The organism is Vannielia sp. SX4, assembly GCF_052828525.1.
The window spans coordinates 1315914-1329803 of record NZ_CM128247.1; the positions used below are offsets into that span (position 1 = coordinate 1315914).

General features: G+C 65.0%; 16 protein-coding genes. 9 read left to right on the top strand and 7 right to left on the bottom strand.

The annotated features are described in order from the left end of the window. Together ACUXVX_RS06645 and pth are read left to right on the top strand one after the other, a co-directional pair. Positions 1-642: a glutathione S-transferase family protein gene (locus ACUXVX_RS06645; protein WP_446310895.1), complete on the top strand. Its 642-nt coding sequence runs from the start codon at positions 1-3 to the stop codon at positions 640-642. A 77-nt stretch (positions 643-719) separates the two neighbouring features. Next, positions 720-1394, top strand: coding sequence for an aminoacyl-tRNA hydrolase (gene pth, locus ACUXVX_RS06650; RefSeq protein WP_446310896.1), 675 nt, complete (start codon positions 720-722; stop codon positions 1392-1394). Positions 1395-1501: 107 nt separating this feature from the next. Here pth and ACUXVX_RS06655 read toward each other — a convergent pair whose 3' ends face one another. Further along, entirely contained in the window at positions 1502-1771 is a 270-nt protein-coding gene (locus ACUXVX_RS06655) for a DUF167 domain-containing protein (RefSeq protein WP_446310897.1), read from the bottom strand. A gap of 35 nt (positions 1772-1806) precedes the next feature. Between ACUXVX_RS06655 and ACUXVX_RS06660 the strand changes: the two genes are divergently transcribed. Genes ACUXVX_RS06660 through ACUXVX_RS06670 form a run of 3 tightly spaced genes read left to right on the top strand, consistent with a single transcriptional unit; the run spans position 1807 to position 4117 of the window. Continuing rightward, the gene (locus tag ACUXVX_RS06660; RefSeq protein ID WP_446310898.1) at positions 1807-2910 is read left to right on the top strand and encodes a class II histone deacetylase; all 1104 of its coding nucleotides are present in this window, start codon (positions 1807-1809) and stop codon (positions 2908-2910) included. Next, positions 2907-3647, top strand: a complete 741-nt coding sequence (locus tag ACUXVX_RS06665) for a hypothetical protein (RefSeq protein WP_446310899.1) — start codon at positions 2907-2909, stop codon at positions 3645-3647. Before ACUXVX_RS06660 ends, ACUXVX_RS06665 begins: the two co-directional genes overlap by 4 nt. A 41-nt stretch (positions 3648-3688) precedes the next feature. After that, positions 3689-4117 (top strand): DUF1801 domain-containing protein, encoded by a 429-nt coding sequence (locus ACUXVX_RS06670; protein ID WP_446310900.1) that lies wholly within the window; start codon positions 3689-3691, stop codon positions 4115-4117. 72 nt (positions 4118-4189) lie between these two features. On the opposite strand, the gene trpA is transcribed toward ACUXVX_RS06670, so the two are convergent. Both trpA and ACUXVX_RS06680 read right to left on the bottom strand, forming a co-directional pair. After that, entirely contained in the window at positions 4190-4981 is a 792-nt protein-coding gene (trpA, locus tag ACUXVX_RS06675; RefSeq protein ID WP_222470285.1) for a tryptophan synthase subunit alpha, read from the bottom strand. Positions 4982-5048: 67 nt separating this feature from the next. Then, on the bottom strand, positions 5049-6158 hold the full coding sequence (locus tag ACUXVX_RS06680; RefSeq protein WP_446310901.1) for a CaiB/BaiF CoA transferase family protein: 1110 nt from the start codon (positions 6156-6158) through the stop codon (positions 5049-5051). A gap of 149 nt (positions 6159-6307) precedes the next feature. On the opposite strand from ACUXVX_RS06680, the gene ACUXVX_RS06685 reads away from it, so the two are divergent. The 3 genes from ACUXVX_RS06685 (at position 6308) to rpsD (ending at position 9333) form a co-directional block, all read left to right on the top strand. Beyond that, positions 6308-7222 carry a lipid A-modifier LpxR family protein gene (locus ACUXVX_RS06685; protein WP_446310902.1) on the top strand — a complete coding sequence of 305 codons (915 nt, stop codon included), beginning with the start codon at positions 6308-6310 and terminating at the stop codon, positions 7220-7222. Between the two features lie 182 nt (positions 7223-7404). Continuing rightward, on the top strand, positions 7405-8532 hold the full coding sequence (locus ACUXVX_RS06690; protein WP_446310903.1) for a Hint domain-containing protein: 1128 nt from the start codon (positions 7405-7407) through the stop codon (positions 8530-8532). Positions 8533-8712: 180 nt separating this feature from the next. Continuing rightward, positions 8713-9333, top strand: a complete 621-nt coding sequence (rpsD, locus tag ACUXVX_RS06695; RefSeq protein ID WP_222470281.1) for a 30S ribosomal protein S4 — start codon at positions 8713-8715, stop codon at positions 9331-9333. A 224-nt stretch (positions 9334-9557) separates the two neighbouring features. Here the strand turns inward: rpsD and ACUXVX_RS06700 are convergent, their stop codons facing one another. The 4 genes from ACUXVX_RS06700 to ACUXVX_RS06715 form a co-directional block, all read right to left on the bottom strand. Further along, on the bottom strand, positions 9558-9770 hold the full coding sequence (locus ACUXVX_RS06700) for a hypothetical protein (protein WP_446310904.1): 213 nt from the start codon (positions 9768-9770) through the stop codon (positions 9558-9560). Positions 9771-10420: 650 nt separating this feature from the next. Next, positions 10421-10672, bottom strand: a complete 252-nt coding sequence (locus ACUXVX_RS06705; RefSeq protein ID WP_446310905.1) for a hypothetical protein — start codon at positions 10670-10672, stop codon at positions 10421-10423. An 11-nt stretch (positions 10673-10683) separates the two neighbouring features. Next, the gene (locus ACUXVX_RS06710) at positions 10684-11037 is read right to left on the bottom strand and encodes a hypothetical protein (protein ID WP_446310906.1); all 354 of its coding nucleotides are present in this window, start codon (positions 11035-11037) and stop codon (positions 10684-10686) included. A gap of 350 nt (positions 11038-11387) precedes the next feature. Then, positions 11388-12245: a DUF4394 domain-containing protein gene (locus ACUXVX_RS06715; protein ID WP_446310907.1), complete on the bottom strand. Its 858-nt coding sequence runs from the start codon at positions 12243-12245 to the stop codon at positions 11388-11390. A 205-nt stretch (positions 12246-12450) separates the two neighbouring features. Here ACUXVX_RS06715 and ACUXVX_RS06720 point away from each other — a divergent pair, with 205 nt between their 5' ends. Next, a complete protein-coding gene (locus ACUXVX_RS06720) occupies positions 12451-13866 on the top strand; it encodes a homospermidine synthase (protein WP_446310908.1) in 1416 nt (471 codons plus the stop codon). Positions 13867-13890: the final 24 nt, after the last annotated feature.

Sequence of the window (13890 nt, forward strand, 5' to 3'; positions counted from 1 at the left end):
ATGGCCGATGACCTCACCCTGCATGGCTACCACTTCAGCGTCTACATGCGCGCCGCCCGGATGGCGCTGGCGCTGAAGGGCGCGGAATGGGCCGAGGTCGAGGTGAACCCCTTCGACGAAGCGGGCCGCGCGGGGCTGATGGCGCTCAACCCCTTCGGCCGCGTGCCGGTGCTGGCGCACGGCAGCTTCACCCTCTACGAGACCGCGGCAATCACCGGCTACGTCGACCGCGCCTTCGACGGCCCGCCGCTGATGCCCGAGGGCGCGCGCGGCGCGGCGCGGGCCACGCAGGTCATCGGCATCGTCGACGCCTACGCCTATGTGCCGCTGGTCCGTCAGGTGTTTTCTCACGTCGTGTTCCGCCCCGTCGAGGGCCACCAAGGCAGCGCCGAGGTGGTGGCCGAAGGGCTGCGCGTGGCACCCCGCCCGCTGGCTGCGCTGGAGGCCATCGCCGCCGAGGGTATGGTGCTCACCGGCCCGCTCAGCCGGGCGGACTGCCACCTCGTCCCGATGATCGACGCCTTCACCCGCGCCGAGGCCGGGGCGGAGATGCTGGGTCGCTTCCCGGCGCTCTCGGACTGGTGGGCGCGGATGCGCGAGCATCCCGTGGTCACGGCCTCCGACCCGGGCCTGGCGAGCTGACCGGCGGCACTCCGGCCTCGCGAAGGGTGGATTTTCCCCGCCGCACAGGGCATTGAACGCCGCAAAGGGAGCACAGCATGCAACTCTGGGTCGGCCTCGGCAATCCGGGCGAAAAATACGCAGGCAACCGGCACAACATCGGCTTCATGGCGCTGGACCGGATCGCCTCGGATCACGGCTTCGGCCCCTGGCGGGCGAAGTTTCAGGCCGAGATGAGCGAGGGACGCTTCGGCTCCGAGAAGATCGTTCTGCTGAAGCCGATGACCTTCATGAACCTTTCCGGCCAGTCGGTGGGCGAGGCCATGCGCTTCTTCAAGCTTGAGCCGCCCGATGTGACTGTGTTCCACGACGAGATCGATCTCGCCCCCGGCAAGCTCCGCTGCAAGGCAGGCGGCGGCCACGCGGGCCACAACGGGCTGCGCTCGATCCACGAGCACATCGGCCCGCATTATGACCGCGTGCGCATGGGCGTGGGCCACCCCGGCCGCAAGGAGGCGGTGCCGGGCTGGGTGCTGAAAGACTTCGCCAAGCACGACGCGGACTGGCTCGAGGACATGCTGCGCGGCATCTCCGACGGCGCGGGCGAGCTGGCGGCAGGCGATTCCGGGCGTTTCATGAACGCCGTGGCCCGGCGGATGCAGCCCACCAAGGCGGAGAAGAAGCCGGTGGTGGAGAAGGCCCCCGAGGCGGCCCCCGAGCCGGAGCCCGATGCGCGCTCGCCCCTCCAGAGGCTGGTGGACAAGTTCCGCTAGACCGTGAGGACCAGCCCCCCACACCGCGCCTTTCAGTGGGGGGCCAGCCCCCCACACCCCCCGGGAATATTTTCAGCAAGAAAATGAACAGGCTGGCGCTTGTGGGCTCAGTCCAGCCTGAACGTCTTTTCGCGACTTATGGCGCCTGCGCTGAGGGTCAGGCGGCTTGGGGCGACGCCGAGCGCATGGGCGAGCAGCTTGCGCACCACCGCATTGGCCCTTCTGCCCTCGGGCGCAGCGGTGGTAGTGATCTTCAGTTCCTCGCCCTCTTCAATCACCGCATCGGCCCGCGCATTGGGTGTCACCCGCACCGCGAAGGTGGCGCCGGGGGTGGCGCGCCGGGCGAGCATGCCCTTTTGCATTTGCGGTTTGGCCATGGCACTCAGTGCCACGGGCCGCGACGGAGGGCGATATGGCAACGGGATTTTTCTGGGATGAGCGGTGTTTCTGGCACCACGGCGGCGACTATGCCCTCACGCTGCCGGTCGGCGGCTTCGTGCAGCCCGGCGCGGGCGGCCTGCCGGACGGTCCGGAGACCAAGCGGCGGCTGAAGAACCTGATGAGCGTCTCGGGCCTTGCCGCCGATCTTGAACTGCGCGGCGCGGCGGAGGCCACGCGTGAGGAACTCTTGCGAGTCCACCCCGCCGCCTACCTCGATGCCTTCAAGACGATGTCCGATGCAGGCGGCGGCGAGCTTGGCCTGCGCACCCCCTTCGGGCGCGGCGGCTACGAGGTGGCGGCGCTCTCCGCCGGGCTGGCCACCGAAGCGGTGCGCGCCGTCTGCAAGGGCGAGCTCGACAACGCCTACAGCCTCTCCCGCCCGCCCGGCCACCACTGCAAACCCGACTGGCCCAATGGCTTTTGCCTCATGGCCAACATCGCCATCGCCATCGAGGCCGCGCAGGCCGAGGGGCGGGCGCAGCGCGTGGCGGTGCTCGACTGGGATGTGCACCACGGCAACGGCACCGAGGCCTGCTTCTGGGACCGGGGCGATGTGCTCACCGTCTCGATCCATCAGGAGCGCAACTATCCGCTCGATACCGGCAGCGCCGCCGACCGCGGCGAGGGGGCAGGGCAGGGGGCCAATCTGAACATCCCTCTGCCGCCCGGCGTGGGCCACGCGGGCTATCTCGCCGCGATCGACAGGCTGGCCCTCCGCGCGATCCGCGCCCATGCCCCCGATCTGATCGTCGTCGCCTGCGGCTATGACGCCGGCGCGATGGACCCGCTGGGCCGCATGTTCTGCACCTCCGAGACCTTCCGCGAGATGACCCTGCGGGTGAAGGCGCTGGCGGGCGAGATCTGTGGCGGCAAGCTCGTGCTGGTCCATGAGGGCGGGTACTCGGAGGCCCACGTGCCATTCCTCGGCCACGCCACGCTGGAGGCGCTCTCCGGTTCGGCCATCCGCGTGCCCGACCCACTGGCCGACACGCTGGCAAAGCGGCAGCCGGGGCCGGAGTTCGATGCCTTCGTCGAGAGCCTTATCACCGCGCAGGCGGAGGCCGCCGGGCTGTGAGCCGCTGGGCCTTCGCGCCACTCCACCTCTTTGCCGCCGTCGTACTCACCGCGCTCACCTTCACCGGCGGCGCAGCATGGCTCGGCGCGCTCCTCTTCCGCCGCCGCTGGCTGGCCTTCGCTGCGCTCTACCTCGCGCTCTCCGCTGCCCTCTGGCTTGCTGCGCCGCTCTGGGGCCGCCAACCCGTGCCCTGCTGGGGCGAGCCGTTGAGGGCGAAAGGCCTCTACTGCGCGATGAACCGCACCTATGTCACCCCCGAGCTGGCCGACGTGCTGGAGCGTTTCGCCGCCGACATGGCCCGCGCCCACCCCGGCACCGTCATCGTGATGCTAGATGCGGGTTTCCCCGCCACGGGCCTGCCGCTCCTGCCGCACCTCTCCCATGACGATGGCGAAAAGGCCGACCTCGCCTTCTGGTATCGCAACGCGCAGGGCTACGCCCCGGCCCGCACTCGCTCACCACTCGGCTACTTCGCCTTCGAAGACGGCCCGACCAGCTGCACCCCCAGCTTCCTCACCCTGCGCTGGAACCTCTCCCTCCTCCAGCCGCTCTGGCGCGACATGGCGCTCGACAGCCCGCGCCTCACCACCGCCCTCGCCCTGCTCGAGGCCGATCCGCGCGTCGGCAAGGTCTTTGTCGAGCCGCACCTCGCCGCGCGCCACGGCGCAGGCCCGAAGGTGCGCTTTCAGGGCTGCCGCGCCGCCCGGCATGACGATCACATCCACCTCCAGCTCTGAATTCTCTTGCCAGACACCCGCGGCAGGCAAAGAGTGGTGCCATGCTCAAGGCCCAGCCCCCCTTTGCCAGTGAAGATGTCGCCGCCGTCTACGAAGGCTTCCCCGAGGCCCTGCGCGAGGCGCTCCTCAGCTTGCGGGCGCTGGTCTTCGAGGTGGCCGAGGCCACGCCGGGGGTGGGAGCGCTGGAGGAATGCCTAAAATGGGGCCAGCCCGCCTATGTTACGGCTGAAACCAAGGCTGGCTCACCGCTGCGGCTTGCCGTCTCCAAGCAGGGCAGTCTCGGGGTCTTCGTGCATTGCGCGACCCGGATCATCCCCGATTTCCGCGCGCTCTTCCCCGAGGGCTTCCGGTTTGACGGCAATCGCGGTGTGCTCTTCGAGGCGGGCGAAGCGCTACCGACCGACGCGCTGCGGATGCTCATGGCCAGCGCGCTGACCTACCACGCCCGCAAAAAGTTCCAGCCCGCCTGACCGCCGCTCCAACATGCAAAAAGCCCGCGCCTTCCGGCACGGGCCATAAATCCGCAGCTACGCGCTCAGGCCTCAGGCCGAATGCGCGCCCTCTGCAAGGCTCTTCACAAAGGCGGTGACCTCCGCCGCAGGCTTGCCCTCGGCAATCTGCGCCACAATCGCCGAGCCGACTACGGCGCCATCGGCCACCGAGGCGATGCCACGAGCGGTTTCCGGCGTCTTGATCCCAAAGCCCACGATCACCGGCAGATCGGTCTGCGCCTTGATCCGCGCCACCTCGGGGGCCACATCGCCCGCCTGCGCCTCGGCCGAGCCGGTGATCCCGGTGATCGACACGTAGTAAACAAAGCCGGAGGTGTTCTGCAGCACCTTCGGCAGGCGCTTGTCGTCGGTCGTGGGGGTGGCCAGCCGGATGAAGTTGAGCCCCGCCGCCTGCGCCGGGATGCACAGCTCGTCATCTTCCTCCGGCGGCAGGTCCACCACGATCAGCCCGTCCACGCCTGCCTCCTTGGCCTCGGCGAGGAAGGTGTCCACGCCCCGGCTGTAGATCGGGTTGTAATAGCCCATCAGCACGATCGGGGTGGTCGTGTTCTCGGCCCGGAAGGCGCGGACCATCTCCAGCGTCCGGTCCATCGTCATCCCGGCCTCCAGCGCGCGCTGACCGGCCAGCTGGATGGTCGGTCCATCGGCCATCGGGTCGGTGAAGGGCGCGCCGAGCTCGATGATGTCCACGCCCGCGCCCGGCAGGCTCTTCACGATCTCCAGCGATGTGTCAAAATCCGGATCTCCGGCCATGACATAGGCGACAAAGGCCTTTTTGCCCTCGGACTTGAGGCGGGCGAAGGTGTCGTCGATACGGGTCATTGCTGGGCTCCACTTCGTGCTCGGGGTGGTTTGCCGCAAGGCCGCGCGGGTGGCAAGGGCCGATGGCTCATTCGGCCTTCGGCAGCACCGGCGCGGTGCGCTCCAGCGCCAGCTCCGCGTCCGAAAACTTCCACGGCCCGCGCAGCCCTGGCACCCCCTCTGGCGCGATCTGCATGCCGCGCGCCATCACCTGCGGGTCGGCCAGCGCCTCGCCCACATCGTTGATCGGCCCGGCCGGCACCGTGGCCCCCTCGAAGGCCGCCAGCAGCGCCGCCTTTTCCCAACCCGCCGTGACCGCCTCGATCAGCGGCGTCAGCGCCTCGCGGTTGGTCACCCGGCCCGGGTTGGTCGAGAACCTCGGGTCATCGGCCAAACCGTCCAGCCCCAGCACATCGCAAAACCGGCGGAACTGCCCGTCATTGCCCACCGCGATGATGATATGTCCGTCCTTCACCGGCACCACCTGATAGGGGCCGAGGTTGCGGTGCCACGATCCGGTCCGCTGTGGCGGCACCCCGGTGGCAAGGTAGTTCATCCCCTGGTTCGCCAGCATGGCAACGGCGCAGTCCAGCAGGGACATATCAATGTGCTGCCCCCGCCCGGTCCGGTGCCGCTGCTCCACCGCGGCGAGGATGCCGATGGTGGAGTAGAGCCCGGTCACGATATCGGTCACCGCCACGCCAAACCGCGTCGGCTCGCCCTCCGGGTCGCCGGTGATATCCATCAACCCGCTCATGCCCTGCAAAAGGTAGTCGTAGCCTGCCCGTTTGGCATAAGGGCCGTCCTGCCCGAAGCCGGTGACAGAGCAGTAAATCAGCGCCGGGTTCACCTCCGCGAGGCTGGCGTAATCCAGCCCGTATTTCGCCAGCCCGCCGACCTTGAAGTTCTCGATCAGAATATCCGCGCCGCCGACCAACTCGCGCACCCGCGCTTGCCCCTCGGGCGTGCGAAAATCCACGACCTCGCTCACCTTGCCCCGGTTCGCCGAGTAGAAATAGGCCGCGCTCACGTCGCCGTTCCGCTCCACGAAAGGCGGGCCCCAGCGCCGGGTGTCATCCCCTTCCGGGCTCTCCAGCTTGATCACCTCCGCGCCCAGATCGGCCAGCGCCTGCCCAATCCACGGCCCGGCGAGGATTCGCGCCATTTCGACAACCTTCAGCCCTTCCAGCGGTTTCATCCTGCCTCCCTTGCATGTTCGCGCCACCCTAGCGCCGCCTCGCTGTTGCGGAAACACTGCGTTTCACACTCAGCTTTTACCTTTCCTCTTTCTGACACGCCGGGGTTGCACGTATTGAGGGCAAAAGCTCTCCAACACGGTCTGACACGATGAAATCCGCCCTCCGAGTGATCGCTCTCCTCGCTTTCCTTTCCGGTCTCGCCGCACCGGCCCAGGCTGCCGACCGGGCGCTGCTGGGCTGGGGCCGACTCTTCACCAACGACGTGCTGGGCGATGGCTACGACCGCTGGCGCACCGGCGCCTACACCCTGAGCATCGCCTACGGCCCCGATTGGGAGGGCGCGGCGCCCGACCGTTTCGGCCAGTTGCTGGAGTTCCGCCTGCGCTCCGAGCTGATCGCACCGCAGAGCCTCACCGCGCCCGCCGCCGACGACCGCCGCTTTGCCGGGGCGCTCACATTCGGCGTGCACAGCTACTCCAAGATGGGCGCGGCCGACTTCCGCGCCGGGGTCGATCTTACCCTCACCGGCCCCCAGACCGGGCTGGGCGAGCTTCAGAACTCGATCCACAAGACCTTCGGCCTTGAGGAAACCACCGTGCTGGGCGACCAGATCCCAAACAACAGCTATGCCACCGTCTCCGCCGAACTCTCGCGCGAGTTGGCCTTCGGCAACGCCCGCCTGCGCCCCTTCGTCGAGCTGCAGCACGGCGTCGAGAGCTTTGCCCGCGTCGGTGCCGACGTCACCTTCGGCAGCTACGGCCAAGTCGCGCTGATGGCGCGCGACAGCACCACCGGCCACCGCTATCAGGTGATCCGCTCCAACGCCGATTCCGGCTTCTCCTTCCTGCTGGGCGGCGACTTCGCCAAGGTCTTCTCCTCGGCCTACCTGCCCGAGGAAGACGGCATCGAGCTGACAGACACCCGCACCCGCATCCGCGCCGGGATGAACTGGCAGGGCGAGAACCGCGGGCTGTTCTACGGCCTGACCTACCTGTCCGAAGAGTTCGAGACCCAGCCCGAAGGCCAGCTGGTCGGCGCGCTGCAATTGCGGCTGTTCTTCTGAGCGCTGCACCCCGGCCCCTCACCGCAGCCGCAAAGAGGGGCCAACTCGCGCCGATGCGCCACCTTCCTTGCACGTGACCCCCGCGCCACGCCTTTGACTCCCCTGCACTTTTTTCTTGGTGACGCGCGAGATCGCGTGTTAACGAATCTGCAATAAAAAAGAAAATCGGCAGGCATACAGGCATGAAAACGGGCTTTCTCGGCACGTTTGTCATCCCTTGGTCGCACACGGAAACAGATGGGCACCCCGGCGCAGCCGTGGAAAGCCTGCATCCGGGGGCGACCTGGCGCTGGAGCGGGGCGCTCACCCGGGTCGACGGACCCGGCGATGTGCTATCGCTCGGCAGTGCCGAGGGCGTGGCAGACCTTCACAAACGTGCGGCACGCAAGGTGCGGCGGATGATCACCGGCAATGGCGAGGCGCTTGCGGTGCTTGCGCGCGGCTCTGATGCCCGCAAGGCGCTGGCGCGCGCCGAGGCCATCGCGCAGGTGGCAGAGGGCGAGGCGCTTCTGGCCCATGCCAGCTTCACCGTGACCGACGGCCAGCAGGCCTGGATGGCCAGCTGGATCGAAACCGTGCCGGGCGCCTCCGGCCTGCTGATGTTCGCAGGCGGCGTGCCGCCCGAGGGCGCAGACCTTTGGGTCAGCCATGTGGCCAGCGCCTCCGAAACGCCCCCGAGGCCGGGTGAAACCCCGCAGGGTGGCGTGATCTGCTTCACCGCGGGCACCCGCATCGCCACACCCGAGGGCTACAAGCTGGTCGAGGAACTGGGCGAGGGCGACATGGTGCAAACCGCCGATGACGGTGCCCAGCCGGTCATGTGGGCCGGTCAGCGCCGGATGACCGGCGCGCGCCTCTTCGCCATGCCCCACCTCCGCCCCATGCGGATTCGCGCCGGCGTGCTCGGGCCCGACATTCCCGATGGCGACCTGCTGGTCTCGCCCAACCACCGCCTCCTGCTGCGCGGCCCGGCCGCACAGGCGCTTTACAACACCCCCGAGGTGCTGGTCCGCGCCCGCGACCTCTCCGGCCTGCGCGGCATCTCCACCGACCACCGGCTGACCGAAGCCACCTACGTTCATATCCTGATGGACCGGCATCAGGTGCTCTTCGCAAACGGGGTCGAGACCGAGAGCTTCCATCCCGCCGAGGCCGATTTCGGCACGCTCGACGCGGGTGACCGGGATCGCCTGCTGGGCGGCCTCCCGTGGCTGAAGAAGCGCCCCGACGACTATGGCGCCCCCGCCCGCCGCACCCTCTCCGGGGCCGAGGCGGCAATCCTACGTCACGACGCGGGTCTGGCGGCCTGAGCCCCTGTTGACTCGGGCCTCCGGGCCTGTATAAGCCCGCCATCCACCGGGGTTCGCGCCCCGGTGTTTCAATTGGTGTTGGTGGCCCCCGCAAGGGGATGCCCTGTCGCTCGCAAGAGAGAGGACAACGCCCTTCATAGTTCCCGCCGCAGGGAACGCCTTACAGAAGGAGATCAGACGGTGACCAAACGCACCTCTGCCAAGTACAAGATCGACCGCCGCATGGGCGAAAACATCTGGGGCCGCCCGAAGTCCCCGGTCAACCGCCGCGAATACGGCCCCGGCCAGCACGGCCAGCGCCGCAAAGGCAAGCTGTCCGACTTCGGCCTGCAGCTCCGCGCCAAGCAGAAGCTCAAAGGCTACTACGGCGACCTGACGGAAAAGCAGTTCAAGCGCATCTTCGCCGAAGCCGCCCGTGTGAAAGGCGACACCGGTGAAAACCTCATCGGCCTGCTCGAGCGCCGCCTCGACGCCGTCGTGTATCGCGCCAAATTCGTGCCGACCATCTTCGCTGCCCGCCAGTTCGTGAACCACGGCCACGTCAAGGTGAACGGCCAGCGCGTCAACATCCCCTCCTACCGCGTGAAAGAGGGTGACGTGATCGAAGTCCGCGACAAGTCCAAGCAGCTCGCCGTTGTGCTCGAGGCCGTCGGCCTCGCCGAGCGTGACGTGCCCGAGTACATCGAGGCCGACCACTCCAAGATGACCGCCACCTTCGTGCGCACCCCCGGCCTGTCGGACGTGCCCTACGCGGTGCAGATGGAACCGAACCTCGTTATCGAATTCTACGCTCAGAACTAAGCCGCAAAGGCACGTTCTTCGAGGGACAGGAAGGGCCGCACCCCAAGGTGCGGCCCTTTTGCTTTTCGACAACCGATGGCCTTTGGCGAAATGAGGCCGCAGTCCGGCCCAAGTGTTGTTTCGCGGAGCCCTCGTGGTGTTCGACCAACGCCGCCTTCAAGAAGTGGGACACAAATGGTCGTTCTTGACCGCGACTTTGAGAACGGCTTAAGGTGGATTTTGGGTCAAGATTGCTGCTGCAACTTTCGAGCCGCAACAATCTCAGACGTCGCCTTCTTTACTGCTGCTGTGGCGTCTTGATAAACATCTCGCCAAGCCACTTCCATCAACTTTTGAATTTCATTTTGAAGTTCTTTAGCTGCACATGCATACTGAGCCATAAGCATGCTTCCCGATTTCGCATTTTCGTTAAGGATTCGGAAGTTCTGCTCGATCAACGGCGTCTGCGCAGTAATAACAGCTGGGATTGCGGCTTGATATATTCCCACAAGCGCGTTGAAGGATTCGTAAAGCGGTAGGCGATGTAGGGTGGTGTACTAGTCACTGTCTTCTTGGGAAGTATCCCTGTGGGCAAAATATGACAACGAGATAATTCTAATTATCTCGATCAAGTCCTCAATAATCTCAGCAGGTACCGCCCCGTCCTCCAACGAAGTAAGCTTTGTTTCGATGGTCTCGAGCCGCGTTCGGATATCAGGAGAGAGACCGGAACCCGATCCTCCGCTCCGTGGTATGGGTGGATTTGGTGAGGGTGGCGGAGAGTTGGGGTCGCCACGTCTATCAACAAGCTTCTTCAAAAATGATTCTAAGTTGTGAACACGAGCCAAAGAGTTCTTCAATTCGCGGCGGTTCAGGGTCGCTCATATTTGCCTGGTCCAAATTGGTCAAGTCCGTGTCTTCTCAAGCACATCAACGCAATCATTCAGCATTTGCAAAGCATTCGTACTGGCGTCGTTTGGAGTTAGAGTTTCGCCGATTTGTAGGACACTTTTGGACTAAGGGATCCCTGAACTTGCCAACGAAATATCCCGCTACTAGGTATCTCACTTGGAGTTTAGCATCGTTCCGCGAGGGGTCTAGAGAGCCGTTACATTTCTAGTGTCATGTAGCCCCCGCCGCCTCTGCGCCGTCGCTGGACCGCAAGCATCTTAACAGCATCAATTAGGTCTTCAACGATATCCTTGGTGACAAACTGACCTTCTAAATCTCGAAGCTTGTTCTCAATCTCCTTGATTTTCTTGTCAAAAATTGTCGGCTGTCCCGGTGGGCCGGGAGGCCAAATTGCGTCTTCGATGTCCTTAATTCTACGGCGAATGTCTTCGAGGGGATCGGCAGACATGGAAGTCCCTTTCATTCTTTGGGAAGGCGCGCTTCAAGCTCAGAAACCTGTTTCTCTAGGGAAGACACGCTAGCTTTAAGAGTCAACACGTCTTTGGGGTCAAGATCGACTGTGGAGAAGCCGATCGCAATCAGCCACGCTGAAAGGGCTGTAGTCGCGGCGAACGCTATTTGGTTAGCCCGTGAATCACGCTTTCTACTTCTTCTAAGCGATTTGACCTTCTCTTTGAGCTTATCAACGCCCAATTCTACCTGCTCTTCATCTCGCTTTTGGAGCTTCTCACTTAAGAAAAAATCCCAGCCGGCTTTGCCGATGCCGACGACCAGTATTCCTGCTGCGAGCCATTCGCTTGTGGAAATTGTCATTGTGACGCCTTGGATTTCTTGCAGTTGATGTGAGTTTTTACATTGACATCTCAACGTCCATTCAGCAATAGTCACGTTCCTGAGCATAGGTGTGCCAAAGAATGGTCGTTTCTGTCCTCGCTGGCAGCTGACCCGAACTTCATCGTGAAAGCCCGAACAAAACCCCGGGGCAAAGCTCCCCGGTTTCGTCGGATTTCTGTCCATCTTGCGAACCAAGCATACCAGCAACGTGACGACCTGCCGGGGTTGCTTCGAGCCAGTGGTACCGGGCGCATAGATCCAAACCGAACCACCCCACCAAAAAGGGCCGCCCTTTCAGGCGGCCCTCCCTGCTCGATCTGTCAGAGCAATCACATGCCGGGGCTGACGGCGAAGCCGGAGAAGCCGCCCATGCCGAGATCGGCAATCATCGTGGCCGCACCGCTCGTCAGGTCGATGGAGTAGAGCCCGGCGCTCTCCGCGCCTTCCATCTGCAACACGGCATAGGCCATGTCGGTGCCCTCTTCGGGGGAGATGATGTCAAACCCGCCCCAGGCGCTCAGGTCTACGGCCTCGCCGTCGACCATCACCTTGCCCACGGTGCCCAGCGTGCCGTCGTTGTTGGCCAACGTCACCAGCGAGTCGGTCGCGGCATCCAGCGCGAACTGAGCGGTCGATTCCGCCGTCTCGCCCGAGATCGCGTTGGTGTATGCGTTGGCAAAGATCATCGGCGTGGTGCCGGCGTTGGCATCGCCCTCGCCATAGGCCGCATCGGTGAAGCGCTTCACCGTGTTCGCCTTCGGGTCATTGTCGCCAAAGCCCTCGGGGAAGTACACGAGGTTCGCCCCGTCCGAGCCCACGGCCCGCACAGCGTCGATCGCGTTGTTGAAGTCGAAGGCCACGTAGCCATCGGCGCCGATCATGGCGTTCTCGTCAAAGGCAGCGCCCAGGTCGGTCACTTCGCCGCTCGCCGGGTTCACGGTCACGATCATGCCGTCGGCGAAACCGAGCAGGTCACCGGTGACCGGGCGGTAGGCAATGGCCCGCAGCGGCTGCGCAAGGTCAAAGGTCTGCACATCGCCCGGAGAAGCAATGTCAGCCATGACAACAAGCGTGCCGCCATCATTGGCAAGGGCGTAACCCATTTTGCCAGCGTGGCCATCGGCGAAAGCAGGAGCAGCACCAAGGGCAAGGAGGGCTGCGGCGGAGGTCAGAAGGGATTTGGTCATGAAGTCCTCTGTCACTATGAAGCAGGGCGACATTGCCCCGCGTTTGCATCAGAAGACACGAAAGCAGGGCACCCGAAGTTTCAGCCCATCTGCCCGGATCACGCAGCTGTGATCCCGCACGCGTCTTAGATGAAACTTCCCCCAGCACCTTGGCCTCGCGCCCCGCATTTGCGATGCAGGGGCAGCCAAGAGAAGGAGCCTGCCCATGTCCCACCCCGTTTACGGCCGTATCGACGGCCCCATCGTCATGATCGGCTTCGGCTCCATCGGCAAAGGCACATGGCCCCTGATCGAGCGCCACTTCGAGTATGATGCCGACCAGTTCCTCGTGATCGAGCCCGACGAGCGGCAGCACAACTTCCTGCGCCAGCACAAGCTCAACTTCATCGACACGGCCCTGACGCCCGAGAATTACAAGGAGGTGCTCTCCGGCCTCTTCCCCGATGGCAAAGGCTTCTGCGTCAACCTCTCGGTCGACACCTCGTCGCTCGACATCCTCAAGCACTGCCGCGAGTTGGGCGTCCTCTACATCGACACCGTGGCCGAGCCTTGGGCGGGCTTCTACTTCGACACGCAGGACAATGCCTCCCGCACCAACTACGCGCTCCGTCAGGCAGTGCGTGACGAGAAAGCCGCCAACCCCGGCGGCCCCACCGCCGTCAACTGCTGCGGCGCCAACCCCGGCATGGTCAGCTGGTTCGTCAAGGAGGCCCTGCTCACGCTGGCCAAGGATACGGGCGCCGATGCTACCCCGCCGACCACCCGCGAAGGCTGGGCCAAGCTGATGCAGTCCCTCGGCGTTCAAGGCGTCCACATCGCCGAGCGAGATACCCAAGCCCGCCGCGTGCCGCGTCCCCGCAACGTCTTCGTCAACACGTGGTCCGTCGAGGGCTTCATCGCCGAGGGTTTCCAACCCGCCGAGCTGGGATGGGGCACCCATGAGCCGTGGTTCCCCGAAAACGGCCACCGGCAGGAGACCGGCTGCCAGGCCGCCATCTGGCTCGACCGTCCCGGTGCCATCACCCGCGTGCACACCTGGTGCCCCACGCCCGGCCCGCAGTTCGGCTTCCTCGTCACCCACAACGAGGCGATCTCGATCTCCGACTATTACACCGTGGGGCAGGGGGCCGATCCCGAGTATCGCCCGACCTGCCACTACGCCTACCACCCGGCGGATGACGCGGTGCTCTCGCTTCACGAAATGTTCGGCTCCGGCAAGCAGCAGACCAAGCACCACATCCTCACCGAGGATGAGATCGTTGAAGGCATCGACGAATTGGGCGTGCTGCTCTACGGCCACGAGAAAAACGCCCTCTGGTTCGGCTCCCGTCTTTCCAACGAAGAAACCCGCGATCTCGCCCCTTACCAGAACGCCACCGGCCTTCAGGTCACCTCCGCCGTGCTCGCCGGCATGGTCTGGGCGTTGGAAAACCCGGAGGCGGGCATCGTCGAGGCCGACGAGATGGACCACGCCCGCTGCCTCGAGGTGCAACGCCCCTACCTCGGCCCGGTCGAGGCACATTACACCGATTGGACCCCGCTGCAGGACCGCTGGGAGCACTTCCCCGAGGACATTGACGAAAGCGTGCCTTGGGCCTTCCGCAACGTGCTCGCGACCTGAAGCCTGACCGTGCCGCGGCGTGCA